This window comes from Salinarimonas soli (assembly GCF_008386575.1).
GTDB classification, from domain to species: Bacteria; Pseudomonadota; Alphaproteobacteria; order Rhizobiales; family Beijerinckiaceae; genus Salinarimonas_A; species Salinarimonas_A soli.
The window spans coordinates 31,916-55,897 of the sequence record NZ_VUOA01000035.1 but is presented as its reverse complement, the minus strand read 5'-3'; the positions used below and the strand labels follow the sequence as shown (position 1 = coordinate 55,897).

Annotated in this window: 24 protein-coding genes and 1 pseudogene; 6 read left to right on the top strand and 19 right to left on the bottom strand. The window is 70.2% G+C overall.

Going from position 1 to position 23,982, the window contains the following annotated elements:
* Position 1: 1 nt before the first annotated feature.
* The 15 genes and pseudogenes from F0L46_RS19720 to F0L46_RS26945 all read right to left on the bottom strand — a co-directional run.
* Positions 2-403, bottom strand: a pseudogene (locus F0L46_RS19720) (3-keto-5-aminohexanoate cleavage protein); the annotation flags it as partial.
* A gap of 8 nt (positions 404-411) precedes the next feature.
* Positions 412-1,029, bottom strand: coding sequence for a protocatechuate 3,4-dioxygenase subunit alpha (gene pcaG / locus F0L46_RS19715; RefSeq protein ID WP_149820744.1), 618 nt, complete (start codon positions 1,027-1,029; stop codon positions 412-414).
* 4 nt (positions 1,030-1,033) lie between these two features.
* Entirely contained in the window at positions 1,034-1,759 is a 726-nt protein-coding gene (pcaH, locus tag F0L46_RS19710; RefSeq protein WP_149820742.1) for a protocatechuate 3,4-dioxygenase subunit beta, read from the bottom strand.
* Between the two features lie 62 nt (positions 1,760-1,821).
* Complete coding sequence (locus F0L46_RS19705) at positions 1,822-2,961, bottom strand: 5-methyltetrahydropteroyltriglutamate--homocysteine S-methyltransferase (RefSeq protein ID WP_149820740.1); 1,140 nt, start codon at positions 2,959-2,961, stop codon at positions 1,822-1,824.
* A 19-nt stretch (positions 2,962-2,980) separates the two neighbouring features.
* Positions 2,981-3,703, bottom strand: a complete 723-nt coding sequence (locus F0L46_RS19700) for an ABC transporter ATP-binding protein (RefSeq protein ID WP_149820738.1) — start codon at positions 3,701-3,703, stop codon at positions 2,981-2,983.
* Positions 3,696-4,448: an ABC transporter ATP-binding protein gene (locus tag F0L46_RS19695; protein WP_149820736.1), complete on the bottom strand. Its 753-nt coding sequence runs from the start codon at positions 4,446-4,448 to the stop codon at positions 3,696-3,698. The genes F0L46_RS19700 and F0L46_RS19695 overlap by 8 nt, the downstream gene beginning before the upstream one ends.
* 1 nt (position 4,449) lies before the next feature.
* Positions 4,450-5,481 (bottom strand): branched-chain amino acid ABC transporter permease, encoded by a 1,032-nt coding sequence (locus tag F0L46_RS19690; protein ID WP_149820735.1) that lies wholly within the window; start codon positions 5,479-5,481, stop codon positions 4,450-4,452.
* 11 nt (positions 5,482-5,492) lie between these two features.
* Positions 5,493-6,347, bottom strand: coding sequence for a branched-chain amino acid ABC transporter permease (locus F0L46_RS19685; RefSeq protein WP_149820733.1), 855 nt, complete (start codon positions 6,345-6,347; stop codon positions 5,493-5,495).
* A 73-nt stretch (positions 6,348-6,420) separates the two neighbouring features.
* Complete coding sequence (locus tag F0L46_RS19680; RefSeq protein ID WP_149820731.1) at positions 6,421-7,602, bottom strand: ABC transporter substrate-binding protein; 1,182 nt, start codon at positions 7,600-7,602, stop codon at positions 6,421-6,423.
* A 41-nt stretch (positions 7,603-7,643) separates the two neighbouring features.
* Positions 7,644-8,417: a GntR family transcriptional regulator gene (locus F0L46_RS19675; protein ID WP_149820729.1), complete on the bottom strand. Its 774-nt coding sequence runs from the start codon at positions 8,415-8,417 to the stop codon at positions 7,644-7,646.
* Positions 8,414-9,388, bottom strand: coding sequence for a PDR/VanB family oxidoreductase (locus F0L46_RS19670; RefSeq protein WP_149820728.1), 975 nt, complete (start codon positions 9,386-9,388; stop codon positions 8,414-8,416). Before F0L46_RS19670 ends, F0L46_RS19675 begins: the two co-directional genes overlap by 4 nt.
* A gap of 6 nt (positions 9,389-9,394) precedes the next feature.
* Complete coding sequence (locus F0L46_RS19665; protein WP_149820727.1) at positions 9,395-10,471, bottom strand: aromatic ring-hydroxylating dioxygenase subunit alpha; 1,077 nt, start codon at positions 10,469-10,471, stop codon at positions 9,395-9,397.
* Between the two features lie 107 nt (positions 10,472-10,578).
* On the bottom strand, positions 10,579-10,923 hold the full coding sequence (locus tag F0L46_RS19660) for a YciI family protein (protein WP_149820725.1): 345 nt from the start codon (positions 10,921-10,923) through the stop codon (positions 10,579-10,581).
* 4 nt (positions 10,924-10,927) lie between these two features.
* Positions 10,928-11,794, bottom strand: a complete 867-nt coding sequence (locus tag F0L46_RS19655) for a class III extradiol dioxygenase family protein (protein WP_149820723.1) — start codon at positions 11,792-11,794, stop codon at positions 10,928-10,930.
* Positions 11,795-12,844 carry an alpha/beta fold hydrolase gene (locus F0L46_RS26945; protein ID WP_240540072.1) on the bottom strand — a complete coding sequence of 350 codons (1,050 nt, stop codon included), beginning with the start codon at positions 12,842-12,844 and terminating at the stop codon, positions 11,795-11,797.
* A 123-nt stretch (positions 12,845-12,967) separates the two neighbouring features.
* Here F0L46_RS26945 and F0L46_RS19645 point away from each other — a divergent pair, with 123 nt between their 5' ends.
* The 6 genes from F0L46_RS19645 (at position 12,968) to F0L46_RS19620 (ending at position 18,973) form a co-directional block, all read left to right on the top strand.
* Positions 12,968-13,873, top strand: a complete 906-nt coding sequence (locus F0L46_RS19645; RefSeq protein ID WP_149820720.1) for a LysR family transcriptional regulator — start codon at positions 12,968-12,970, stop codon at positions 13,871-13,873.
* Between the two features lie 138 nt (positions 13,874-14,011).
* The gene (locus F0L46_RS19640) at positions 14,012-15,067 is read left to right on the top strand and encodes a 4-oxalomesaconate tautomerase (RefSeq protein ID WP_149820718.1); all 1,056 of its coding nucleotides are present in this window, start codon (positions 14,012-14,014) and stop codon (positions 15,065-15,067) included.
* A 26-nt stretch (positions 15,068-15,093) separates the two neighbouring features.
* Entirely contained in the window at positions 15,094-15,810 is a 717-nt protein-coding gene (locus F0L46_RS19635) for a PIG-L deacetylase family protein (RefSeq protein ID WP_149820715.1), read from the top strand.
* A complete protein-coding gene (locus tag F0L46_RS19630; protein WP_149820713.1) occupies positions 15,807-16,499 on the top strand; it encodes a 4-carboxy-4-hydroxy-2-oxoadipate aldolase/oxaloacetate decarboxylase in 693 nt (230 codons plus the stop codon). Before F0L46_RS19635 ends, F0L46_RS19630 begins: the two co-directional genes overlap by 4 nt.
* Before the next feature lie 4 nt (positions 16,500-16,503).
* Positions 16,504-17,304, top strand: coding sequence for a DUF1932 domain-containing protein (locus F0L46_RS19625; RefSeq protein WP_188312054.1), 801 nt, complete (start codon positions 16,504-16,506; stop codon positions 17,302-17,304).
* 601 nt (positions 17,305-17,905) lie between these two features.
* Positions 17,906-18,973 carry a DUF5996 family protein gene (locus tag F0L46_RS19620; RefSeq protein ID WP_306461779.1) on the top strand — a complete coding sequence of 356 codons (1,068 nt, stop codon included), beginning with the start codon at positions 17,906-17,908 and terminating at the stop codon, positions 18,971-18,973.
* A gap of 67 nt (positions 18,974-19,040) precedes the next feature.
* Here the strand turns inward: F0L46_RS19620 and zwf are convergent, their stop codons facing one another.
* Genes zwf through tkt form a run of 4 tightly spaced genes read right to left on the bottom strand, consistent with a single transcriptional unit; the run spans position 19,041 to position 23,837 of the window.
* Positions 19,041-20,588: a glucose-6-phosphate dehydrogenase gene (gene zwf / locus F0L46_RS19615; RefSeq protein WP_149820709.1), complete on the bottom strand. Its 1,548-nt coding sequence runs from the start codon at positions 20,586-20,588 to the stop codon at positions 19,041-19,043.
* 53 nt (positions 20,589-20,641) lie between these two features.
* Complete coding sequence (gene gnd / locus F0L46_RS19610) at positions 20,642-21,622, bottom strand: phosphogluconate dehydrogenase (NAD(+)-dependent, decarboxylating) (RefSeq protein WP_149820700.1); 981 nt, start codon at positions 21,620-21,622, stop codon at positions 20,642-20,644.
* A gap of 14 nt (positions 21,623-21,636) precedes the next feature.
* On the bottom strand, positions 21,637-21,774 hold the full coding sequence (locus F0L46_RS26280; RefSeq protein WP_188312053.1) for a hypothetical protein: 138 nt from the start codon (positions 21,772-21,774) through the stop codon (positions 21,637-21,639).
* Positions 21,771-23,837, bottom strand: coding sequence for a transketolase (tkt, locus tag F0L46_RS19605; protein ID WP_149820698.1), 2,067 nt, complete (start codon positions 23,835-23,837; stop codon positions 21,771-21,773). Before tkt ends, F0L46_RS26280 begins: the two co-directional genes overlap by 4 nt.
* Between the last annotated feature and the right edge of the window lie 145 nt (positions 23,838-23,982).

Below are 23,982 nucleotides of genomic sequence, written 5' to 3'. Positions count from 1 at the left end.
AGCATGCTGAGCGCCAGCGCCTCCACGGGGGTTGTGTGGTTCTCGTAGACGGTCGTCGGGACATTCACCGAGCCGATCGAGAGCGACGCCATGTCGGGTTTGAGGAACAGCGAGGAGCCCTGGGCCGAGGGGCCGCGCCCGCGCCCGCGCCCGCCGGTGGAGAACTGCATGATCATGCCGGGACAGGCGGCGTGCACGCCCTCCCGCACGGCCCGGAAGCGTTCCGGGTCAGAGGAGGGGGCTCGTCGTCGTTTCGCACGTGGAGATGAACCAGCGTCGCGCCCGCCTCGTAGGCCTGACGGGTCGATTCGACCTGCTCGGGCGGCAGGATCTGAACGGCCGGGTTGTCCTTCTTGCGCGGCACCGAGCCGGTGATCGCGACCGCGACGACGACAGTTTTCATGGCCGCCCTCACACGTCGAAGAACACGGTTTCGGCCTCGCCCTGGAGGCGGATGTCGAAGACATAGGCCGGACCCTCGGCGCGGTCCTCGCGCCGTGCGATCAAGGTGGGGCGGCGCATGGGCTCGACCAGCGCGAGGACGGGATCACGGGCATTGGCCGCTTCCTCGTCCGCAAAATACATGCGTGTCGCGAGGCCGAGATTGATGCCCCGCGCCACGAGCCAGAGGTTCACGTGCGGCGCCATGGGCGGCTGCCCGGCCCGGCCCGCGACCGGCCCCGGCTTGATCGTCTCGAACACGAACAGGCCGGTCTCGAAATGCGTGCCCGCGCGCCCGAAGCCGCGAAATTGCAGGTCCTGCGCCTTGCTCTCCTGCTTGTCGGCGGGATGGGCATAGCGGCCGTCGGCGTTGGCCTGCCACAGCTCGACGAGAGCGTCGCGGGCCGGCGCGCCGATCCCGTCGAGCACCCGGCCCTCGATGCGGATGCGCTCACCCCGGGTCGTGGGGGATACCAGCACGTTGCCGAGCTCGCGCTCGTAGATCGCAAAGCCCGCCTGCCGGGGGATGAGCCCGATATGGACATAGGGGCCGGCGGTCTGGGAGGGAGTTTCCCGGAAGGAGGACATGGGTTCAGGCTCCCTGGAGCTTGTTCTCGAACAGCGTCTGGCGGCGCCCGCGCAGGACGATGTCGAAGCGATAGGCGAGGCAGTCGAGGGGTACGGCGGCGTTCATGTCGAGGCGCGCGACCAGTCGGTCGACAGCGCTCGCGTCGGGGATGGTGCCCGCGATGGCGTCGTTGCGGATGAGCGGGTCGCCCTCGAAATACATCTGGGTGATGAGGCGCTGCGCGAGACCTGAGCCGAAGAGCGAGAAGTGGATATGGGCCGGGCGCCAGGAATTGATCTGGTTGCGGAACGGATAGGCGCCGGGCTTCACGGTCCGGAAGACGTAGGCGCCCGTCTCGTCCGTGAGGCAGCGCCCGCAGCCGCCGAAATTCGGATCGACGGGGGCGAGATAGCGGTCGTTGACGTGGCGGTAGCGCCCGCCCGCATTGGCCTGCCAGACCTCGAGGAGGGTATGGGGCACGCCGCGCCCATTCTCGTCCATGACACGGCCATGGACGATGATGCGCTCCCCGATCGGCTCCCCGCCATGCGCGTAGTTGCGGATGAGGTCGTGGTCGAGGGGACCCAGCTCGTCCGCGCGGAACACGGGGCCCGTGACCTCGGAGAGGGTGGCGTCGAGGGAGAGGAGCGGTGCGCGGGGCGCACGCAGCACGCTGGATCGGTAGCCCGGCGTCAGCGCCGGCGGATGCTGCGACAGGTCGCGCTGCAGGAACTCGTCGTCGAGGGCCATCGGCCTGATCCTCGTTTCAAGAAGGGGGGCCCCGCACCTTTGCGGGGCCCCGGCTGGACAGGTCAGGACGCCTTCGCGACGGACTGGGCGGCCTGGGCACCCCAGACCTCCTGCGCGATCTCGACGATCATGGCGAGCTTCGCCCACTGCTCGTCCTCGGCCAGCGTATTGCCCTCCTGCGTGGAGGCGAAACCGCATTGCGGCGAGAGGCAGAGCTGGTCGAGGTCGACATACTTCGTCGCCTCGTCGATGCGCCGCTTCACGTCGTCCTTGGCCTCCAGCACGCCCGTCTTCGACGTGACGAGGCCGAGCACCACGTGCTTGCCCTTGGGCAGGAAGCGCAGGGGCTCGAAGCCGCCGGCGCGGTCGGTGTCCCACTCCATGAAGTAGCCGTCGACGGGCATGGCGTTGAACAGCACCTCGGCCACCGGCTCGTAGCCGCCCGACGCGATGAAGGTCGAGCGGAAGTTGCCCCGGCACAGGTGCATGGTGATCGCGAGGTCGTCGGGCTTGTTCTCCAGCGCCTTCCGCACCATGCCGGCATAGATGTCGGGCTGGCGCTCGGGATCGTCGCCGCGCGAGCGCAGCATCTCGCGCTGCTCGGGATCGCACAGATAGGCGAAGGAGATGTCGTCGAGCTGGAGGTAGCGGCAGCCCGCGTCGTAGAAGGCGTGGACCGCCTTGCCGTAAGCCGCGCCGACGTCGGCGTAGAAGGCGTCCATCTCCGGGTAGAGCCCCATGTTGATCATCTTCCGGCCGCCCCGGTAGTGGAGCATGCTCGGGCCCGGGATCGTCATCTTCGGGGTCGAGCCCGCCGAGACGTTCTCCTTAAGGAACCGGAAGTGGTCGATCATCGGGTGGCCCGAGAAGCCGACCTTGCCGGTGATGCGCAGGGCTTTGGCAATGCCGACGCCGCCCTTGAAGTTCATGCCCGAATCCGCATCGACCGAGGTGACGCCGTCGAGCTGCTCCAGGAAGTCGAAGTGCCAATAGGCTCGGCGAAACTCGCCGTCGGTGATGCCCTTCAGCCCGGTGGCTTCCTGGCGGGCGATGATCTTGCGGATCTCGGCATCCTCCACCTCTTTCAGGGCGGCAGCTTCGATCTGCCCGGCGGCGCGCTTCTCGCGTGCCTCCTTCAAGGGCGCGCTGCGCAGAAGGCTGCCGACCTGGTCGGCGCGGAAGGGCGGGCGGGTGCGGTTCATGGATCTTGGCTCCGTGGGATTAGGCGGCGTGAGGAGTTCGGCTGCCCACGCCGAGATGGCGCTCGAGCGGCTCGGGATCGTCGATGAGCGCGCGGCTGGTGCCCTCGTGCACGATGGTGCCCCGGTCGAGGATGATCGCGCGGTCCGTGACGGCGAGGATCTTCTGGGCGTGCTGCTCGACGATGAGGGCGGACAGGCCCTCCTCGCGGGTGAGGCGCGCAAGCGCGGCGAGCAGCTCCTCGATGATGATGGGCGCGAGCCCCTCGGTGGGCTCGTCGAGAAGGATCAGGCTCGGGTTGAGGATCAGGGCGCGGCCGATGGCGAGCATCTGCTGCTCGCCGCCGGAGAGCTGGTTGCCGAGATTGGTCCGGCGCTGCGCCAAGCGGGGGAACAGCTCGAAGACCCGGGCCACGGTCCAGAGGCCAGGACGGGCCACGGCGGTCAGGTTCTCCTCGACGCTGAGCGAGCGGAAGACATTGCGCTCCTGGGGCACCCAGCCGATGCCGGACACGGCGCGCCGGTCGGGCGAGAAGGCGGTGACATCGCGGCCCTTGAGCGCGATGGTGCCGCCGTGATGGCGGGTGACGCCGATGATCGTGTTGAGGAGGGTGGTCTTGCCCGTGCCGTTGCGCCCGAGCACCGCCATGGATTGACCCTCGGCGAGCGCCAGGTCGATTCCGTCGATGACGACGGCCGGGCCGTAGCCGGCGCGAAGGCCGCGGACCGCAAGAAGCTCAGCCATCGACGGAGGTCCCCAGATAGACCGCGCGCACGCGGGGATCGGCGGCGATCTCGGCGGGCGTTCCTTGCGTGAGGAGCGCGCCGTCGACGAGGACCGAGATCCGATCGGCGAAGGAGAAGACGAGGTCCATGTCGTGCTCGATGAGAAGCACCGACACGTCCCGCGGCAGGGCCGCCACGGTGTCGAGAAGCTCGCGGCGCTCCGCCTCCGGGACGCCGGCGGCAGGCTCGTCGAGGAGGAGGACGCGCGGGCGGCACGCGAAGGCGACCGCGATCTCCAGGAGGCGCTGCTTGCCGTAAGCGAGGTTCGAGGTGCGCTCGTCGAGCACGTCGAGGAGGCGGAAGCGGCCGGCGATCTCGACGATCTCGTCCGCGATCTCGCGCCGGCCCCCCACCACGCGCCACCAGTCCCTGCCGCCGCCGTGGCGCTCGGAGACCGCGAGGCCCAGCGTCTCCAGGGGCGTGAGGGCCGGGAAGAGCTGGTTGATCTGGAAGGTCCGGGCGAGACCCCGGCGGACGCGGGCCTCGGCCGTGAGGGACGTGATGTCCTCGCCTCCCAGCAGGATGCGGCCGGCGGAGGGCGGCAGCACCCCCGTGAGCAGGTTCACGAACGTCGTTTTGCCGGCGCCGTTCGGGCCGATCAGGGCGTGGCGGGCGCCGCGCTCCAGGCGGAAGGAGACGTCGTCGGTGGCGACGATGCCGCCGAAGCGCTTGGCAAGGCCGACGGTCTCGAGGGCGGTGTCCATGTCAGGCGTCCTCGACGGGCTTCGGATCGAGCCGCAAGGGGGCGGCGGAGCGCCGTCCGGTGAGGCGGCCCCAGACGGCCTGGGGCGCGGCGGCGACGCGGTCGCGGCCGACGAGGACGAGGATCACGAGGAGCACGCCGATCCAGAAGTGCCAATATTGCGGCGTGATGGCCGCGAGGTTGTCCTGGAGCACCTTGAACAGCACCGCGCCGACGAGGCCGCCATAGAGGTAGCCGACCCCGCCGATGACGAGGACGAGGAGCACGTCGGCCGATCGGTGGAAGGCGAGCACGTCGAGCGAGACGAACTGGGTCGTCTGCGCAAGCAGCGCGCCCGCAACGCCTGCATAAGCCGCCGAGAGGGTGTAGACCGCGACGAGGCGGCGGTTCACGGGGATGCCGACCGCGCGGGCCCGCAGGGGATTGTCGCGGATCGCCTTGAGGGAGAGGCCGAAAGGCGAGACGACGATCCGCCGCGCCACGACGAAGAGCGCGAAGGTCACGGCGAGGCTGTAGACGTAGGCCGTGCGCCCGAAGATGTCGAACTCGAAGAAGCCGAGCACCGGGCCCATGACGACGCCCTGAAGCCCGTCGGCCCCGCCGGTGAGCCAGGCGGCCTGGTTGGCGATCTCGGCCAGCACGAGGGCGAAGCCGAGCGTCACCATGAGCTTGGTGAGGTCCGTGCCGCGCAGGACGAAGAAGCTCGTCGCGAGCCCCAGCGCCGCCGCGAGCGCCGCAGCCAGCCCCAGGCCCAGGAACGGGTCTGCGACGCCGTGCTTGGCGAGCAGCCCCGCCACGTAGGCCCCGAGCCCGAAAAAGGCCGCGTGCCCCAGCGACACGATTCCGGCATAGCCGAGGATGAGGTCGAGGGAGAGGGCGAAGAGCCCGATGACGACGATCTCGTTGAGGAGCAGATAGCGGTCCGGAAGCAGGACGACGCTCGCCGCCGCCGCCGCCCAGAAGACGACCTCGGGCAGGCTCCATCGGCCCCGCCGGGTGAGCCGTGCCGCCGCCTCTTGGCTGGTTCTGATCATGGATGCGGCTCCTAGCGCGCCCGGGCGAAGAGGCCCTGCGGGCGCACGACCAGCACGGCGATCATCAGGGTATAGATGACGAAGGCGCCGAAACCCGGCACGTAATACTTGCCGGCCACGTCCGCGACGCCGAGCAGCAGCGAGGCGAGGAAGGGACCCGTGATGCTCGTGGTGCCCCCGACCGTGACCACGATCAGGAAGTAGATCATGAACTTGAGCGGGAAGGTCGGGTCGAGGCCGAGCAACTCGGCGCCGAGCGCACCGCCGAAGCCCGCGAGCCCCGATCCCACCGCGAAGGTCACGGCGAATATCGCGCCGACATTGATGCCGAGGCCCCGCGCCACCCGGGGATCGTCCACCGCCGCGCGCAGACGGCTGCCGAAGCGGGTGCGGGTCAGGACGAGCTGGAGCGCCAGGGCGAGCACGCCGCAGACCAGGATGATGAAGCTGCGATAGACGCCCATCTGGATGCCGAGCACCTCCACGCGGCCCTGGAGCCAGGCGGGGATCGCCACGAATTGCTGCTGGGAGCCCATCGTGTAGTCGACGGCCGCCACCGCCATGAAGACGAGGCCGATGCAGAAGAGCACCTGGTCGAGGTGGCTGCGGCTGTAGAGGTGCCGGTAGAGCGTGCGCTCCAGGACGAGGCCCAGCAGCGCGGGCGCCGCGAAGGCGATGGGCAGGGTCGCGAGAAAGGGCACGCCCATGCGCATCGTCAGGATCGACGTGACGTAGCCGCCCGCCATGGCGAAGGCGCCGTGGGCGAGGTTGACGAAGTTCATCAGCCCCAGCGTCACGGCGAGACCGCAGGCCAGGACGAAGAGCAGCATCCCGTAGGCGATGCCGTCGAAGAGGATGGTGAGCACGGGCGGGCTCCGGGAGGAGGCGGACGCGCCGGAGGCGCGTCCGCAGGGGCCTTCGCGTCGGTTCGAGCCGGTCTCAGTTCGAGCCGCTCTTCGCGGCCTTGACCGGGTCCTTCACGTTCGGGACGGAGGCGAACTCGACATTGTAGAGCTCGCCGTTCACGCGCTCGACCTTGCGGATGTAGACCGTCTGGACGACGTCGCGGGTCTGGGGGTCGATGGACATCGGCCCGCGCGGACTCGTCCAGGAGAGGCCCTTCATGGCATTGACGAGGGCCTCGCCGCCCTGGGCGTTCGTCTTCTTCAGGCCCTCGTAGATGAGGTGCATGCCGTCATAGCCGCCCATCGCCATGAAGTTCGGGCGCATGCCCTTGTTGGCCTTCTGGAAGGCGTCGACGAAGGTCTTGTTCTCCGGGCTGTCGTGGGCCGCGGAATAATGGTGGGCCGTGATGGCGCCGAGCGCCACGTCGCCCATGCCGTTGAGGATGTCGTCGTCCGTGACGCTGCCCTCGGCCAGGAGCCGGATGCCGCTCTTGTCGAGGCCGCGCTCGACATATTGCTTCATGAACTGCGAGCCGACGCCGGACGGCACGAAGACCATGAGCGCGTCGGGCTTGGCGTCGGCCACGCGCTGGAGGAAGGGGGCGAAGTCGGGGTTGGCGAGGGGAACCCGCAGGTTGTCGACCTGGCCGCCGGCCTTGCTGAAGGTCTCGGTGAAGGCGCGCTCCGTGTCGTGGCCCGGGCCGTAGTCGGAGACGAGGGTCATGGCCTTCTTCATGCCCTGCTTGGCCGCCCACTCGGCGAGCGGCACCGTCACCTGCGGGGCCGTGAAGCTCGTGCGCACGATGAAGGGCGACTGCTCGGTGATGATCGAGGTCGCGGCCGCCATGACGACCTGGGGCGTCTTGGCCTGGGTCGAGAGGGGCGCCGTGGCGAGCGCCAGGGGCGTGAGGCCGAAGCCGGCCAGCACCGTGACCTTCTGGTTGACGATCAGCTCCTGCGCGAGGCGGCGGGTCACGTCGGCGACGCCGGTGTCGTCGCGCAGCACGATCTCGACCTTGCGGCCCCCGACCGTGTCGCCGTTCTGCTGCATGTAGAGGCGCGTCGCCGCCTCGATCTGCCGGCCCGTCGAGGCGAAGGGCCCGGTCATCGGCAGGATGAGGCCGATGCGGATGGCCTCCTGGGCGAGCGCGCCGGCGCTCGCGGCGAGCATCAGGCCGGTGGCGCCGGCGAGCGTCAGGAACGTTCTGCGAAGCATGGTCTGTCCTCCCTTGTCAGTTCTGGTCCGAGCCCTCCGGCTCACTTCCCGAGGCGCCTTCTGATGAGCGCCGATCCCGGTACGAGATGCATGCCCTGGTTCGCCAGGGCGTGTTCCAGGTTGCGATGCGCGATGCGGGCATGCTCGCGCATAATAGCTTCCGCCCGCGCCCCCTCGCGCCGCTCGATGGCCGACAGCACGCAGCGGTGCTGATCCTGGGCGACGGCGAGCAGGCTGCGGTTGCCGCCTGGAGCCGACTGAACGGAGACCAGGGCACTGGGTGAGGCGAAGGGCAGGGCGCTGGCGCGCTGGATCTGCCGGGCCAGCGCCTCGCTGCCGGCGAGGTCCAGCAGGATGTCATGGAAGAGCGCGTTCAGCTCGACATAGCGCGACAGGTCGATGGCGGAGTCGAGCGGGCGCACCACCTCGTCGAGGGCCTCCAGGCAGCGGGCCGCGCGCTCGAGCTGGGCCCGCTCGGCGCCGCGCTCGGCGGCGAGCCGCGCGGCGAGGCCCTCCAGCGTGCCGCGGATCTCGATCGCCTCGAAGACCTCGCGCTCCGAGAACGCCTTAACGGCGAAGCCCCCGGAGGGGATGGCCTCCAAGAGGCCCTCCTCCTCCAGCCGCACGAGAGCCATGCGCAGGGGCGTGCGCGAGACGCCCAGGCGCTCGACCATGGGCAGTTCGGACACGCGCTCGCCGGGCGCAAGCTCGCCCGAGAGGACGAGCTTGCGCAGCTCGATCTGGGCTCGCACCGTCTGGCTTGGGCCCCGGGCCTCGTCGGGATCGGCGGCATGGGTGAGAAGGCCGTTCGTCATGCCGCCCGATCCGCCGTGTCGATTGTCAGCACCCCGCCCGGAAGGCGCGACACGCAGGTGCAGAGCTTCGCGTTCGCGGCCTTCTCCTCGTCGCTGAAGAACACGTCGCGGTGGTCGACGGGCCCGGCGGCGTCGAGGATGTGTACCGCGCACAGCCCGCATTCACCGCGGCGACAGTCGTGGATCATGGCGACGCCCGCGTCTTCCATGGCGTCCAGCATGGTGCGGTTCTCAGGAACCGGGATCTCGAGGCCGAGCCGCGGGATCCGCACCGTGAAGGGCAGGGTGGCGTAGCGGCCGCTGGAGCCGAAGGTCTCGAAGCGCAGACTCGCGGCCGGGCGGCCAGCCTTCGCCCAGACGCGCTTGCCCGCCTCGATGAGGCCGATGGGGCCGCACAGATAGAGTTCTCCGCAAGCCGGCATGGTGGCGACCGTTGCGTCGAGATCGATCCGCTCGCCCTCCTCGCTCACGACGAGCTGGAGGCGCTCGCCGAGCAGCGTGGACAGCTCGTCCGCGAAGGCGAGGTCGGCGCGGGTGCGGGCGGCGTAGATCAGGCGCAGGTCCGCCCCGGCCTCGGCAAGCGCCAGGGCCATGGAGCGGATCGGGGTGATGCCGATGCCGCCGGCCACGAGCGTGTAATGGGAGCGGCCGAGCGCCAGCTCGAAGTGGTTCGCGGGTGCCGAGACGGTGAGCCGCGCGCCGGCCGCGAGGCTCCACATGTAGCGCGAGCCGCCGCGGCTGGTCGGCAGGCGCTTCACGGCGATCCGGTAGAGCCCGTCGCGGCCGGCGTCGACGACCGAGTAGGAGCGGGTGTCGGCGCGCTCCTCGACCTGTACGCCGACCTGGATGTGGCTCCCCGGGGTCGGGGCCACGAAGGCGCCCTCCGGCTCGACGGCGAGGAGCCGGATGTCCGGGGTCAGGTCCTGCGTCGCGGCGATGCGCGCGCGCCGCCAATCGGGAGCGGCGGGCATGGCGCGCTACTCCGCGGCTTCGACGCGGGGCGGGCGAGGCGCTCCCTCGCGGGCCAGCATCCCGTCGATGAGGCGCCGGGCCCAGAGCGCGCCGGCATCGATGTTCAGGTTGTAGAAGGGCAGGCGCGGATGGCGCAGGAGCGCCTTCTGCTGCGCCTCCAGCACCGCATGGTCCTGGTCGTAGACGCCCTTTCCGTCATTGACGTGGGCGCGCTGGATGTCCCGCGTGAGCTGCTCGTCGTCGCGGCGGAAGGTTCGCACGAAGTTCCAGAAATAGTGGCAGCTCGTCTCGCTCTCGGGGGTGATCGCGGCAAGGAACGCGCCGTTCACGCCCTGCGAGCGGTCGCCCTTCGGCGCGCCGGTGCCGGTGAGCGCCACGCCCACATCGCCCACCACCGTCGAGGGCGCCTGGAAGTAGATGAGCTGCCAGCGGTCGACATGGCCCTCGCGCCCGAGCTGCTTCTTCCAGAAGGGCGGCGGCTCGATGTCGATCATCCAGCGGGTGACGGTGGCGGTGCGGCCCGTGTGGGTCACCTCGAAGGGCGCGCTCGTGATCGCCTCGTCGCCGATGGACCCCGCGTGCACGTAGGTCTCGTGCGTGAGGTCCATGAGGTTGTCGATCACGAGGCGGTAGTCGCATTGAAGGCTGTAGAACGTGCCGCCCTCGCCGACCCACTCCGTGCCGTCGTTCCAGTGGAAGTCCGGGATGAGGGCCGGGTCGGCGAGCGCCGGGTCGCCGGGCCAGAGCCAGACGAGGCGGTGCTTCTCCGCCGCGGGAAAGGCGCGCACGCAGGCCGACGGGTTGATGGTCTTCTGGGCCGGCATGTAGGTGCAGCGCCCGTCGGCGTTGAAGACGAGCCCATGGTAGCCGCAGACCACCTCGTCGCCCTGGAGACGTCCGAGGGACAAGGGCAGGAGGCGGTGCCAGCAGGCATCCTCCAGCGCCGCGACCTCCCCGGTGGACTTCCGGTAGAGCACGACGTCCTTCCCGCAGATGGTGCGTGCGGCCAGCTCGTGCCGGATCTCGTGGCACCAGGCGGCGGCGTACCATGCGTTCAGGGGAAACGGCTTCTGATCGGCCATCGTTGTCCTCCCTGTCTTCAATCTGTATACAGCTTACGTCAGTAGGCAAACAGTTTCTTGCGTCGAGTCTCTGTGCGGCGCAACGAAGTGGCCCGTCGAGCCGGCTTTCAGGCGATTCCTGTATTCACGTCCGTGGGACGTGTGAGCGGATCGATACGGTCCGCCTGGAAGCGCGAGGCGAGCGCGACGATCTCGATCGTCTCGACGAGGCCGGCGCGGGCATATGGGTCGGCCTCCGCGAAGGCTTGGGCCTTCTCGCGGCTCTCGGCCTCGAGCACGCCGAAATTGCCGATTGCGGTCTCTCCGTCGTCTTGCGTGAGCGCGCTGCCGGTGAGGACGCGAGCGAGGCCTCCGCCGCCGGAGGCGACATGCATTCGGTGGTCGTCGCGGACCTGCGCGCGCAGGTCCGCCATTCCGGGGCGGTGGCGGCAGATCATGAGCCAGTAGGCCATGGCCTTAAGCCGCCGCGCGACCGGCGTCGGCCGGCTTGTTCTCGAGGACGATCATGCCGGCGCCGGTCATGGAGGCGGGCACGAAGTAATGGCTGTGACGCACCTCGACCTCGGCGTTCATGGCGCCGCGCATCACGAGCCACATCATCAGCTCCGCCCCCTCGCTGCCGAAGGTCTCGACATATTGCTCCCGCGACATGGCGGCGAGGCGCCCCGGATCGGCGGCGATGTCGCGCAGGAAGGCGCGGTCGGCCTCCGGGTTGACGAAGCCGGCGCGGGCGCCCTGGAGTTGGTGCGACAGGCCGCCGGTGCCGATCACGACCACTCGCTCGTCGCCGCGGAAGCTCTCGATCGCGCGGCGCAGCACGCGTCCCATCTCGTAGCAGCGGCTTGGAAGCGGGATCGGGTACTGGATCACGTTGACGAAGATCGGCACCACCCGCACGGGCCAGGCCTCGGGCCGACCGAAGAACAGCTCCATCGGCACCTGGATGCCGTGGTCGACGTCGATCTCTTGGCAGATCATCGGGTCGAAGCGGTTCTCGACGAGCGTGTCGATCAGGTGCCAGGAGAGGTCGACGGCGCCCTTGAAGGGCGGGATCGGCCGCGGGCCCCAGCCCTCGTCGGCGGGGCGGTACTCCTCGGCGCAGCCTACCGCGAATGTCGGCACCCGGTCGAGGAAGAACGAGTTGCCATGGTCGTTGAAGATCACGACGGCGACGTCGGGCCGGTTCTCGCGCACCCAGTCCTGGCCGGGGACGTAGCCGTCGAAGAAGGGCTTCCAGTCGGGCGTGTCGCGCAGGCCCTTGTCGATCGCCATGGCGATCGAGGGGACATGCGAGGTTCCCAGGCCTCCGATGAGCTTCGCCATCTATCGTTTCCCCAGCCGCTCGCGCAGGAACGCGTCGTGGTCCATGCCGGCCTGATGGGCGCCGATCTCGGTCATGCGGGCCGGATCGATGGCCGAGATCTTGAGGATGAAGAACACGTTTCCGCCAAGACGGACCATCTCCCGCCAGTCACGGGCCATGACGGCGCGCTTCTCCTCCGGCGTCAGGCCGAAGCGGTCGAGATAGGCGCCCTCGTCGGCGCGGAAGGCGTCGCGGTTCTCAGGCTTGGCCAGGCCCATCGCCATCTTGTTGAGGCGATAACCTTTCAGCTGGCGCTGGCGGTCGAAGAGGGGGATGTCGGGAATGCGGTCGGGCGCGTCCATCGGGCGGTCCTTCGCGTCGGGGAAGCCGAGCCAGGCCAGCAAGGCGTCGGTGACGGCCCGCGGCTGCTCGACCGGGGCCATGTGGCCGCTGTCCTCGATCACGACGAGGGTCGCGTCGGGGATGGCCGCGGCAATCTCCTCGTGCTGGGCGAGCGGGCTCCAGCGGTCTTGCCGGCCGACCATGACGAGGGTCGGGCATTCGATCGCCGGCAGGAGCGGGCGGGCGTCAGGCCGGTTCAGCAGCGCGCGGATCTGGCGGGCATGCTGGGCGGGGGTCGCGCGCATCACCATGGCGCGAAGCGGCGCCATCAGCGCATCGTCACCGACGCGGTCCTCGTGGACCATCGGAGGGAGCCAGCGCTCGGCCAGGGCCGCCATGCCCTCGCGATCGGCGAGGTCGATCAACGCCTGGCGCTTAACCTCCTCGCCCTCCCGGCGAGGGTGGGCGCCGGTGTCCATGAGGACGAGGCGCGCGACTCGCTGCGGCGCGAGCCGCGCCATCTCCAGCGCCGCCCGCGCGCCCATGGAATGGCCGATCACCACGAGGGGGCCGTCGCGCAGGGCAAGCGCGCGCTCCGCCATGCCGGTGATTGAATCGTCCTCCGACAGGTTGGCCACGACGGCATTGGCGTACGGCCGCAGGGCCTCGACCTGATGCGCGAACACGCTCTCGTCGCACAAAAGCCCAGGGAGAAGAACGATCTGCAAGGCGCCGGCACCTGTCGCTCGGGACGAGGGCCACACGATGGGGGCGGGGGAAGACATGAAGCAAATGGTTTCTTTTGCGCTTCTTATGAATAGATTTCATGCAAAGCCCGGAGCCCTCCCGCCATGCGCATCGACTTCCTCGGCCTCCATGCCTTCGTCGCCATCGCGGAGCGGGGAAGCTTCCAGCAGGCGGCGGCGCACCTCAATCTGTCGCAGACGGCGCTCAGCCATCGCATGCGCAAGTTGGAAGACGATCTCGGCGTGCGGCTGCTCGCTCGCACCACCCGCGAGGTGGCGCTGACCCCGGCAGGGCTCGACCTGCTCCCGAAGGTGAAGGCCATGATCGACGATCTGTCGGCGTCGCTCGACGCCCTGCGTCTCCAGGGCCGCGCCCGCCAGGAGCGCCTCGCCATCGGCTGCTTGCCCACCATTGCGGCCGGACGCCTGCCCGCCGCCCTGGAGCGATTCCGCCGGGCGCACCCGGACGTGAACCTGCGCGTCTACGACAACTCGGCGACCGAGATCGCCGAGCACGTGGCGTCCGGCATCATCGAGTTCGGCGTGACGCTCGTGGCGAGCCATCGCTGGGATTTCGACACGACGCTGCTCGCCCGCGAGCCTTTCGTGCTCGTGGCCCGCGACGACGCGGCGCTCCCGCCCGGGGGCGCGGCGAGCTGGACGGAGCTGCAGGGCCTTCCCCTCATCCGCATCAGCCCGCATACGGGCAACCGGATGCTCATCGACGACGCGCTGGGGTCCCGGCGCGAGGCCCTGAGCTGGCGCTACGAGGTGCAGCATGTCAGCACCGCCATCGCGCTCGTGCGCGCAGGCCTCGGCATGACCGTGGTCCCGCGGCTCGCACTCGAATCCACCGACGCCACGGGCCTTCGCGTCCTCTCCCTGCGCAACCCCGGCGTCAGCCGCCCCCTCGGCATCGTCTCGCGCTGCAGCGCCCCGCTCTCGCCCCTCGGCGAGGAGCTGAAGCGGTACGTGATCGACGTGTTCGCGGTGATGGGAGAGGAGGAGTAAGGAACCACCGCTGAACCTCATTCCTGAATCTGCCTCATCAAATCGCGCAAACAAAGCATTTGCTGCATTAGCTCCTCCTGGCCACAACCTGTTCGCGCCAGTCTAGGGAGGCCCGCCATTCAACCGCGCGTTCCGTGCATGATGATCCGAGGCGGGACTTCGAAGGGCGCCTACTTCCTGGCATCCGACTTGCCCCCTGACGCCGAGGCCCGCGACCGGCTGATCCTGTCGATCATGGGCTCGCCCGACTCGCGCCAGGTCGACGGGCTCGGGGGCGCACACCCGCTCACCAGCAAGGTCGCGATCGTCTCGCCCTCGCCGCAGCCCGGCTGCGACGTGGATTTCCTGTTCGGGCAGGTGCTCGTGGCCGAGCCGCGGATCGACGTCACGCCCAATTGCGGCAACATCCTCGCCGGCATCGGCCCCTTCGCGATCGAGCGCGGCCTCGTGCCGGCGACCGATCCCGTGACCCGCGTCCGGGTGCGAACCCTCAACACGGGCACGATCGCCGAGCTCGCCGTGCAGACGCCGGGCGGGCGCGTGCGCTACGGCGGCGAGGCACGCATCGACGGGGTGCCCGGCACGGCGGCGCCGATCGCCGTCGCCTTCATGGACGCGGCGGGCTCGGTCTGCGGCAGGCTCCTGCCCACCGGTAACACGGTCGACCGGGTCGCAGGCGTCGACGCGACGCTGATCGACAATGGCATGCCGGTTGTGGTGCTGGCAGCCGAGAGCGTCAGCCGCACGGGCTACGAGCCCCGCGACGTGCTCGATGGCGACGCGGAGCTGAAGCGCCGCCTGGAGGAGATCCGCCTGAAGGCAGGGCGCCTCATGGGGCTTGGCGACGTCAGGGCCAAGGTAGTGCCGAAGATGGCCCTCGTGGCGCCGCCGGCCGCCGGCGGGTCGGTCTGCACTCGCAGCTTCATCCCGCATGAGTGCCACGCCTCGATCGGCGTCTTCGCCGCCGTCACGGTCGCCACCGCCTGCATCTTGCCGGGCTCACCCGCGGCGCGCGTCGCGCGCGTGCCGGACGGCCCGGAAAAGACGCTCTCGATCGAGCACCCGACGGGCGAGTTCAGCGTCGTGCTCGGCGTCGGGGGCACGCCGGACGCGCCCGTGATCGAGCGCGCCGGGCTCTTGCGCACCGCCCGCCTTCTCTTCGACGGCGTCGCCTTCGCCCGCGAGGGCCTCTGACCCCATCCCATCCGCCGAGGTACGCCATGCAGAAGACCGGTCTCGTCGTCACGGCCCATCCAGGCGACTTCGTCTGGCGCGCGGGGGGTGCGATCGCGCTCCATGCCGCCAAGGGCTACCGCATGCGCATCGTCTGCCTCTCCTTCGGGGAGCGCGGCGAGAGCCAGTGGGCCTGGAAGCAGGCGGGCGTGTCGCTCGCCGAGGTGAAGAACCAGCGCCGCGGCGAGGCCGAGCGCGCCGCCGCGATCCTGGGCGCCGAGATCGAGTTCTTCGACGCGGGCGACTATCCGCTGCGCACCACGCCCGACATGCTCGACCGGCTGATCGACATCTACCGCGAGCTCAAGCCCGCTTTCGTCCTCACGCACTCGCTCGAGGACCCCTACAACGTCGACCACCCGGAGGCGACGCGTTTCGCCCAGGAAGCCCGGATCGTCGCCCAGGCCGCCGGCCACAAGCCCGATCCGGACCGCGCCTACGCGGCCCCGCCCGTCTTCCTGTTCGAGCCGCACCAGCCCGAGCAGTGCAACTTCAAGCCCAACGTCATCCTCAACATCGATGACGCCTGGGAGACGAAGCGCCGGGCTTTCGAGGTGCTCGCCGCGCAAAAGCACCTGTGGGACTACTACACCCGCGTCGCCCTCAACCGCGGCGTCCAGGGAGGGCGCAACTCGGGGCGGGCCATGACCTATGGCGAGGCCTACCAGCGCATCTTCCCGCAAATCGTGGAGGAGCTGGCATGACGCCCGTCGTCGTCACCGGCACGCCCCGCGTCGAGGCGGATCTGTGCGCCCGCCTCGCCGACCTCGGTGTCGCCACCGCCCACGAGGCCATGGGGCGCTCGGGCCTCATGAAGCCCTATATGCGCCCGGTCTGGGCCGGTGCCGGCATCGCCGGCAGTGCCGTCACCGTGCTGGCCCAGCCCGGCGACAACTGGATGATCCATGTCGCGGTCGAGCAGTGCCGGCCTGGCGACGTGCTGGTCGTCGCGGTCACGACCGACAACACCGACGGCATGTTCGGCGACCTGCTCGCGACCTCGCTGCAGGCGCGGGGCGTCGCGGGCCTGGTGATCGACGCCGGCGTGCGCGACGTGCGGGCGCTGACCGAGATGCGCTTCCCCGTCTGGTCCCGGGCGATCTCGGCCAAGGGAACCGTCAAGGCGACGCTGGGCTCGGTCAACGTGCCCGTCGTCTGCGCCGGCGCCCTGGTGAAGCCCGGCGACGTGATCGTGGCGGACGACGACGGCGTCCTCGTGGTGCCGCGCAAGGAGGCGCTCGGCGTCGCGCAGGCCGGCGCGGCGCGCGTCGCCAACGAGGACGAGAAGCGCGCGACCCTGGCCTCCGGGGTCCTGGGCCTCGACCTATACCGGATGCGCGAGCCCCTCGCCCAGGCGGGCCTGCGCTACGTCGAATACCGGGATGAGGAGTGAGACCATGCCTTTGCGCATCGCCTTCATCGGCTTCGGCGAGGTCGGGCAGCTCTTCTGCGAGCAGCTCTCGCAACGGCCCGATGTCGCGGTCGCGGCCTACGACACCCTGTTCGACGACGCGGCGCGCGGTCCCGCCCTGCGCGACCGGGCGGGGGCGTTCGCGGCCGCGAGCGTTGCCGAGGCCTGCCGGGGCGCGCGCCTGGTGATCTCGGCCGTCACGGCCGACCAGGCGGTCGCGGCCGCCCGCGCGGCGGCGCCCGCCCTGACCGCGAACCAGACCTATATCGACCTCAACTCCGTCTCCCCGGCCACCAAGGCGGAGGTCGCGGCCGCGATCGCGGGGAGCGACGCCGGCTTCATCGAGTTCGCCGTCATGGCGCCCGTCGCGGGGCCCGGTCTCGCCGTCCCGATCCTCGCGGGCGGTGAGGATGCCGAGACAGTCGCGGATTTTCTGCGCCCGCTCGGCATGGACGTGACGCCGGTCTCGGTCCAGATCGGCGTCGCGTCGGCGACCAAGCTGTGCCGCAGCATCGTGATCAAGGGCATGGAAGCCCTCATGGTCGACCTCTCGCTCGTGACGGCCGCCAACGGCGTGCTGCCCGCGGTGCTGGCGAGCCTTCAGGCGTCCTATCCGGGCATGGACTGGGAGGCGCTCGTCGCCACCATGCCAGGCCGCGTGCGGCGCCACGGCGTCCGCCGCGCCGCCGAGATGCGGGAGGTCGGGCGCATGCTGGAGGAGGCGGGTCTCAGCGGAGACCTCGCCGAAGCCATCGCGCGGCGGCACGAGCGCTTCGCGGGATCGTGACCCCCTAGGGTAGTTGGAGGTTTCGGGGCTTGCTGCGCTTGAACATCAGTATGTGAATCGGCGCGCGGCCTTAACCCCGCCCACTCCGACTTTATTGACGCCTCAGATCGCATCGGCCCCTAAGGCCGAGCCGGTGCGCAGCGGCGGGGTCGCTCTGCGCTGCCATGAATTGCGAAGCGCGAGGCAGCGAGGGCGAAACGAGCGCCCATCCATGCTCCTCGAAGCGGAAGCTCCCCCGCGTGGCCCCGCTCCGAGCGGGCTGCTGCCTTGGGTCGCTCGACCTGTGCCACTGGTCATGGTACGGCGGAGGTGATTGGTGTAAGTATCACCACCGGATCCGGGTACGCACCTGTTCGTGGATTCACAGGGGGTTACGGGGCTTCCGGTAGCGTGTCCCTCCTCCGCTACCCCACGGCGCGTCGGTGACAAGGGGCCTGCTCATGCCCTCTCGAACGCGCCGGACCCGGTTTCGTCAAACGGTTCAAGGCATCCGGCTCAAGACCAGGCGCTCGACGCCTCGGTGCAGGAGATCGCGCTCGTTTTCATCGCGACATCCCAGCCATAGCAGGGTGATTTTCGTGCGCAATTGTTCGATCGGACCGTGTTGTTGCGCGTCGCGGATGTCCCAGGCGATTTCGTCTCGTCAATTTCACTGTCGCTGCGCATCTTGGGACCTCGCCGCAAGAGCCGCGACGGCGATCAGGAGAAGCGAATGATCGATTCGCCCCAAGCTTGGCCTGCGCTGCCCTACGCAGACCTGCGTCCGACGCTGGAAACGCTGCATCTCTGGACGCAGATCGCCGGGAAGGTGAGGCTGGCCAGGACGCCTTGGATCAATCATGGATGGCAGGTCACCCTCCTGCCGTCCGTGCGCGGGCTGAGGACGGGGCTGATTCCCCATGACAGGGTCGCGTTCGACCTCGAATTCGACGTTCTTGCCGGGGCGCTCTGGGTCCGGGTCACCGACGGCGGCGAGCGCCGGATAGAGCTCACGGGCGGTCGCGTGGCGGATTTCCGCTCCGGGCTGCTCGAGGCTTTGGCCGCTCTCGGCGTGCCGGTTTCGATCAACGACCTTCCCAACGAGGTCCCGGACCCTGTTCCGTTCTCCCAGGACTTCGCTGAACGGGCCTACGACCCCCAGGCCGCCCGGGTGTACTGGCAGGCCCTGCTGCAGGTGGACCGGGTGTTTACCCGCTTTCGCTCCCGCTTCATCGGCAAGTGCAGCCCGACCCACCTGTTCTGGGGCAGCTTCGATCTGGCGGTCACGCGCTTCTCGGGCCGGCCTGCGCCGTTGCATCCCGGGGGCGTCCCGCATCTGCCCGATCGGGTCACCCGCGAAGCCTATTCGCACGAGGTGTCCAGCGCGGGGTTCTGGCCAGGATCTCCAGGGGCCGAGGAGGCCGCCTTCTACTCCTACGCCTATCCCACGCCGGCCGGGTTCGCCGAGGCGGAGGTCGAGCCCTCCGCCGCCTATTTCGATCCGAAGCTGGGCGAGTTTCTGCTGCCCTACGATGCCGTCCGCCGCGCGCCGGACCCGGACGCGGCTCTCCTCGGCTTCCTGCAAAGCACCTACGATGCAGCCGCCGATCTTGCCGGATGGGATCGCGCGGCGCTCGACATCGCGGAGGGTCTCCCGGGTCACCCCCGCGATATCCCGCCGCGAGGCTAGCCCGCCCCGCTCAGCCGGGCTTAGGACCCCGGGGAAGGGACTGAGAGCCGGAGAGCTGAAGCGGCGCTCATGCGAGCGGCCGCCAGCCGCAGCCCTGGTCCGCCAGGAGCGCGTCGGCCTCCGCCGGACCGGCGCTGCCGGCCGGGTATGTGGCGAGCGGGACGGCCTCGGCGGCGAACGCGTCCAGGATGGGCTGAACCACCTCCCAGCCGGCCTCGATGGTGTCGGCGCGCTGGTAGAGCGTGGCATCGCCGATCATCGCGTCGTAGATGAGGGTCTCGTACCCCGTCGACGCCTTCACGTTGAAGTAGTCGGCGTAGGAGAACCTCATCTCGACGGGGGCGAGTTCGATGTTCGGCCCGGGGACCTTGGCGCCGAACTGCAGGGAGATGCCCTCGTCCGGCTGGATCTGCAGCACGAGCCAGTTGGGCTGGCAGTGCTGCACTCCCGTGCCGCGAAAGAGCGCGAGCGGCGCCTGCTTGAAGCGGATGGCGATCTCCGTGTCGCGACGCGCCAGCGCCTTGCCGGTGCGCAGGAAGAACGGCACCCCGGCCCAGCGCCAGTTGTCGATCGTCAGGCGCATGGCGACGTAGGTCTCGGTGCTCGAATCGGGCGCGACGCCCGGTTCCCCGCGGTAGGCCGGGAGCGCGCGCCCGCCCGCCATGCCGGCGCGGTACTGCGCCCGGACCGCGTTTTCGGCGACGTCCTCCCCGCTCAACGGGCGAACCGCGGCGAGCGCGTCCTGCTTCCGGCCCCGCACGGCGTCGGCCGCGAACGAGGTCGGCGGCTCCATGGCGGTGAGCGCGAGGAGCTGGAAGAGATGGTTGGGCACCATGTCGCGCAGCGCGCCCGTGGGCTCGTAGAAGCGGCCGCGCTTCTCGACGCCGACCGTCTCGGCCACCGTGATCTGGACATGGTCGATGTGATCGCGGTTCCAGATCGGCTCGAAGAAGCCGTTGCCGAACCGGAAGGCCATGATGTTCTGCACCGTCTCCTTGCCGAGGAAGTGGTCGATCCGGTAGACCTGGGCTTCGTCGAGCACCTCCAGGATCGTGCGGTTGAGGGCGCGGGCGCTCGCGAGATCATGCCCGAACGGCTTCTCGACGATCACGCGACGCCAGGCATCGCCCTCCTCCCGGGCGAGCCCGGCGGCGGCGAGCCGCCGGATGACCGGGCCGAACAGGCCTGCCCCCACGGCCAGGTAGAACAGGACGCCGCCGTGCGCCCCCCGGCCGCCCCGGCCTTGCTCGATGCGCTCGGCCAGGCGCGCATAGGTCGCGTCGTCCTCCAGGTCGCCCACGAGATAGCTCACGGCGCCCGCGAGGCGCTGCCACGCGCCCTCGTCGAAGCCGTCGTCCTTCTGCGCCGCATGGGCGCGGGCCGCGGCCGTCAGGTCGTCGCGAAGCGCCTGCGTCGTCCCCTCCTCGTTGCGGCCGACGCCGATCAGGGCGAAGTCGTCGGGGAGCAGGTTCCAGCGCGACAGGTTGTAGAGCGCCGGGGTCAGGAGCCGATGGGCGAGGTCCCCCGTCACGCCAAAGACCACGAGCGTGCAGGGCGGCGCCGGAGGGGCCTGCGTGCGGCGGTGGACGGTCTGAGGGTCGGCGATGGTTCTCATCGGGGGCTCCTGGTCGGGACACGGGCGCCGTCGCGGCTCTCGCCCGGGGGGGATCACGTCTTCCCCGGTTCCTGGTGGCCGCCGAAGCCCTTGCGCATGGCGGAGAGGATCTTCTCGGCGAAGGTGTCGTCCTGCCGGGAGCGGAAGCGGGCGAAGAGGGCTGCCGAGAGGACGTTCGCGGGGACGGCCTGCTCGATGGCGGCGTCGATGGTCCAGCGCCCCTCGCCCGAGTCCTGCACGTAGCCGGAGAAGCCGTCGAGGCCCGGATCGGCGGCGAGCGCCGAGGCCGTGAGGTCGAGCAGCCAGGACGAGACCACGCTGCCGCGGCGCCACACCTCGGCGATGTCGGCGACGTCGAGGTCGAAGCGTTCGGCCTCCGGCAGCTCGTCCGATCCCTTCCGGTGCAGGATCTCGAAGCCCTCCGCGTAGGCCTGCATCAGGCCGTACTCGATGCCGTTGTGGATCATCTTCACGAAGTGGCCCGCGCCGCTCGGGCCGGCATGGACGTAGCCCTGCTCGACGCGGGGGTCGCGGCCGGCGCGGCCGGGCGTGCGGGGGATGTCGCCGATGCCCGGGGCAAGCGCCGCGAAGATCGGGTCGAGGCGCGCGACCGCGTCGCGGTCGCCGCCGATCATCATGCAATAGCCCCGGTCCAGGCCCCAGACGCCGCCGGACGTGCCGACGTCGACGTAGTGCAGGCCCCGCTCGCGCAGGGCTGCGGCGCGGCGGATGTCGTCCTTGTAGAAGGAATTGCCGCCGTCGATGATCGTGTCGCCCGGTTGCATCAGGGCGGCGAGCCGCATGACGGCCTCCTCCGTCGCGTCCCCGGCGGGCAGCATGACCCAGACGGCACGGGGCGGGCTGAGCGCGGCGACGAGGGCCTCGAGGCCGGCGACGCCCGTGGCGCCCTCTCCGGCCAGCGCCTCGACGGCGGCGGGGCTGCGGTCGTAGACCACGCAGTCATGGCCGTGGCGCATGAGGCGGCGCACGATGTTGCCGCCCATGCGCCCCAGGCCGATCATCGCAAGCTGCATCGGAAGCTCCTCGTTCAGGCCAGGGCTCGGCGGATCGATGCGTCGGGGCGGGCGAGCCCCGCCGCGACGTCGCCGCCGGTCATATGGACGCGCGGCGCTCGACGCCCGCGCTCGGACCGGACCACGAACTCGCCGCCCGGCCGCGGGTTCATGCCGTGCCGCGCCCCCGCGCAAGCTGCGCCTTGGCGGCCTCGTAGACCGCGTCGGGCGTGAAGCCGAATTTGACGAGCAGGTCCTTGAGCGGCGCCGAGGTGCCGAACGTGTGCATGCCGATCACCGTGCCGTGCCGGCCCGCATAGCGGTCCCAGCCGATGACGGCGCCCTGCTCCACGGCGACGCGCGCCGCGACGGCATCAGGCAGCACGCTCTCGCGATAGGCCTCGTCCTGCTGCTCGAACAGGCTCCAGGAGGGCATGCTCACCACGCGCGCCCGCACGCCCTCGGCGGCGAGCCGCTCGTAGGCCTCGACGCACAGGCGCACCTCGCTGCCCGTGGCCATGAGGATCACCTCCGGCGCCCCGCCGGCATCGGCGAGCACGTAAGCGCCGCGCGACAAGCCCGAGGCGGGGGCGTAGCGGGTTCTGTCGAGGGTCGGCAGGGCCTGCCGGGAGAGCACGAGGCAGGCGGGCTGGCGGGTGAGCCCCATGATCACGCGATAAGCCTCCGCGACCTCGTTGGCGTCGGCGGGGCGCAGCACGACGAGGCCCGGCACGGCGCGCAACGAGGCGATCTGCTCGACCGGCTGGTGCGTCGGCCCGTCCTCGCCCACCCCGATGGAATCGTGGGTGAACACATGGAAGACGGGCAGTTCCATGAGGGCGGCGAGCCGGATCGGCGGGCGCATGTAGTCGCTGAAGACGAGGAAGGTCGCCCCGAAGGCGCGCAGTCCCGAAAGGCCGAGGCCGTTCACCACCGCCCCCATGGCGTGCTCGCGCACGCCGAAATGGAGATTGCGCCCGCCGGGCGAGCCGGGTCCGAGCGCCCCCATGCCCTCGCCGGTAAGCGCCGTCTTGGTGGAGGGGGCGAGGTCCGCCGAGCCGCCGAGAAGCCAGGGGATGCGCGCCGCCAGGGCGTTGAGCACCTGGCCCGAGGCCTCGCGGGTGGCGACGCCCTTCGGGTCGGCGGGAAAGACCGGCAGGTCCGCGTCCCAATCGTCGGGGAGCTCCCGGGAGAGGAGCCGCTTCAGCAGGCGCGCCGCCTCTCCGTCGGTGCGGCGCAGCTCCTCGACGCGCTCGCGCCAGGCCGCATGCAGCGCCCCGCCCCGGCCCTGGATCGTGCCGCGAACATGCTCGTAGACGCCATCGGGCACCAGGAACTGCGCGTCCTCGGGCCAGCCATAGGCGCGCTTCGTGAGCCTCACCTCCTCGGCGCCGAGCGGGTCGGAATGGGCCTTGGCGGTGTTCTGCTTGTGGGGCGAGCCGTAGCCGATCACGCTCCGCACGACGATCAGGGTCGGGCGGTCCCACGTGGCGCGAAAGCCCTCGACGGCGCGGCTGAACGCATCGACGTCGTTGGCGTCGTCGACGTGGACCACGTTCCAGCCATAGGCCGTGAACCGCGCCGCCACGTCCTCGCCGAAGGCGAGGTCGGTGTGGCCCTCGATGGTGATCGTGTTGCTGTCGTAGATCCAGCACAGGTTCGACAGCCCGAGATGGCCCGCGAGCGAGGCGGCCTCGCTCGCCACACCCTCCATGAGGTCGCCGTCGCTCGCAACGACGTAGACGTCGTAATCGAACAGGGTGAGGCCGGGACGGTTGAAGCGTGCGCCGAGCCAGCGCGCCGCCATGGCCATGCCCACGGAGTTGCCGCAACCCTGTCCGAGCGGGCCCGTCGTGGTCTCCACGCCGGGGGTCAGGCCGAACTCGGGATGGCCCGGGGTGCGGCTGCCGAGCTGCCGGAAGGCCTTGATGTCGTCGAGGCTCACGGCAGGGCGGGCGCTGCCGTCGGGCTCGCGCGAGGAGACGCCCGCCAGGTGCAGCATGGCATAGAGCAGCATCGAGGCGTGCCCTGCCGAGAGGACGAACCGGTCGCGGTTCGGCCAGGTCGGGTCCGCGGGATCGGTCCGCAGGTGGCGGTGCCAGAGGCGGTAGACGATGGGCGCCAGGGCCATCGGGGCCCCGGCATGGCCCGAGGCCGCCCGCTCGACCGCGTCGATGGCCAGCGTTCGGATCGTGTCGATGGCAAGCCGGTCGAGGTCGGGGGGGCGCTGGGCCATGAAGCGATCTCTCTTCCAGATATGGCCCGGGGACCATGTGTCACCGCCGGGGGGAACGACGTCCGCCGAGGTCGGGCTCCGGCTCGAGCCCGGTCGCCGGCAGGCGTTTCCAAGCTGCCATCCGTCAATTTGGCATCGACGGCCG

Excerpts from the sequence above, each read along its gene's own strand:
- pcaG (WP_149820744.1), bottom strand. The coding sequence starts at position 1,029 with ATGTCCTCCTTCCGGGAAACTCCCTCCCAGACCGCCGGCCCCTATGTC.
- pcaH (WP_149820742.1), bottom strand. The coding sequence starts at position 1,759 with ATGGCCCTCGACGACGAGTTCCTGCAGCGCGACCTGTCGCAGCATCCG.
- F0L46_RS19705 (WP_149820740.1), bottom strand. The coding sequence starts at position 2,961 with ATGAACCGCACCCGCCCGCCCTTCCGCGCCGACCAGGTCGGCAGCCTT.
- F0L46_RS19700 (WP_149820738.1), bottom strand. The coding sequence starts at position 3,703 with ATGGCTGAGCTTCTTGCGGTCCGCGGCCTTCGCGCCGGCTACGGCCCG.
- F0L46_RS19695 (WP_149820736.1), bottom strand. The coding sequence starts at position 4,448 with ATGGACACCGCCCTCGAGACCGTCGGCCTTGCCAAGCGCTTCGGCGGC.
- F0L46_RS19690 (WP_149820735.1), bottom strand. The coding sequence starts at position 5,481 with ATGATCAGAACCAGCCAAGAGGCGGCGGCACGGCTCACCCGGCGGGGC.
- F0L46_RS19680 (WP_149820731.1), bottom strand. The coding sequence starts at position 7,602 with ATGCTTCGCAGAACGTTCCTGACGCTCGCCGGCGCCACCGGCCTGATG.
- F0L46_RS19675 (WP_149820729.1), bottom strand. The coding sequence starts at position 8,417 with ATGACGAACGGCCTTCTCACCCATGCCGCCGATCCCGACGAGGCCCGG.
- F0L46_RS19670 (WP_149820728.1), bottom strand. The coding sequence starts at position 9,388 with ATGCCCGCCGCTCCCGATTGGCGGCGCGCGCGCATCGCCGCGACGCAG.
- F0L46_RS19665 (WP_149820727.1), bottom strand. The coding sequence starts at position 10,471 with ATGGCCGATCAGAAGCCGTTTCCCCTGAACGCATGGTACGCCGCCGCC.
- F0L46_RS19660 (WP_149820725.1), bottom strand. The coding sequence starts at position 10,923 with ATGGCCTACTGGCTCATGATCTGCCGCCACCGCCCCGGAATGGCGGAC.
- F0L46_RS19655 (WP_149820723.1), bottom strand. The coding sequence starts at position 11,794 with ATGGCGAAGCTCATCGGAGGCCTGGGAACCTCGCATGTCCCCTCGATC.
- F0L46_RS19645 (WP_149820720.1), top strand. The coding sequence starts at position 12,968 with ATGCGCATCGACTTCCTCGGCCTCCATGCCTTCGTCGCCATCGCGGAG.
- F0L46_RS19640 (WP_149820718.1), top strand. The coding sequence starts at position 14,012 with ATGATGATCCGAGGCGGGACTTCGAAGGGCGCCTACTTCCTGGCATCC.
- F0L46_RS19635 (WP_149820715.1), top strand. The coding sequence starts at position 15,094 with ATGCAGAAGACCGGTCTCGTCGTCACGGCCCATCCAGGCGACTTCGTC.
- F0L46_RS19630 (WP_149820713.1), top strand. The coding sequence starts at position 15,807 with ATGACGCCCGTCGTCGTCACCGGCACGCCCCGCGTCGAGGCGGATCTG.
- F0L46_RS19625 (WP_188312054.1), top strand. The coding sequence starts at position 16,504 with ATGCCTTTGCGCATCGCCTTCATCGGCTTCGGCGAGGTCGGGCAGCTC.
- zwf (WP_149820709.1), bottom strand. The coding sequence starts at position 20,588 with ATGAGAACCATCGCCGACCCTCAGACCGTCCACCGCCGCACGCAGGCC.
- gnd (WP_149820700.1), bottom strand. The coding sequence starts at position 21,622 with ATGCAGCTTGCGATGATCGGCCTGGGGCGCATGGGCGGCAACATCGTG.
- F0L46_RS26280 (WP_188312053.1), bottom strand. The coding sequence starts at position 21,774 with ATGAACCCGCGGCCGGGCGGCGAGTTCGTGGTCCGGTCCGAGCGCGGG.
- tkt (WP_149820698.1), bottom strand. The coding sequence starts at position 23,837 with ATGGCCCAGCGCCCCCCCGACCTCGACCGGCTTGCCATCGACACGATC.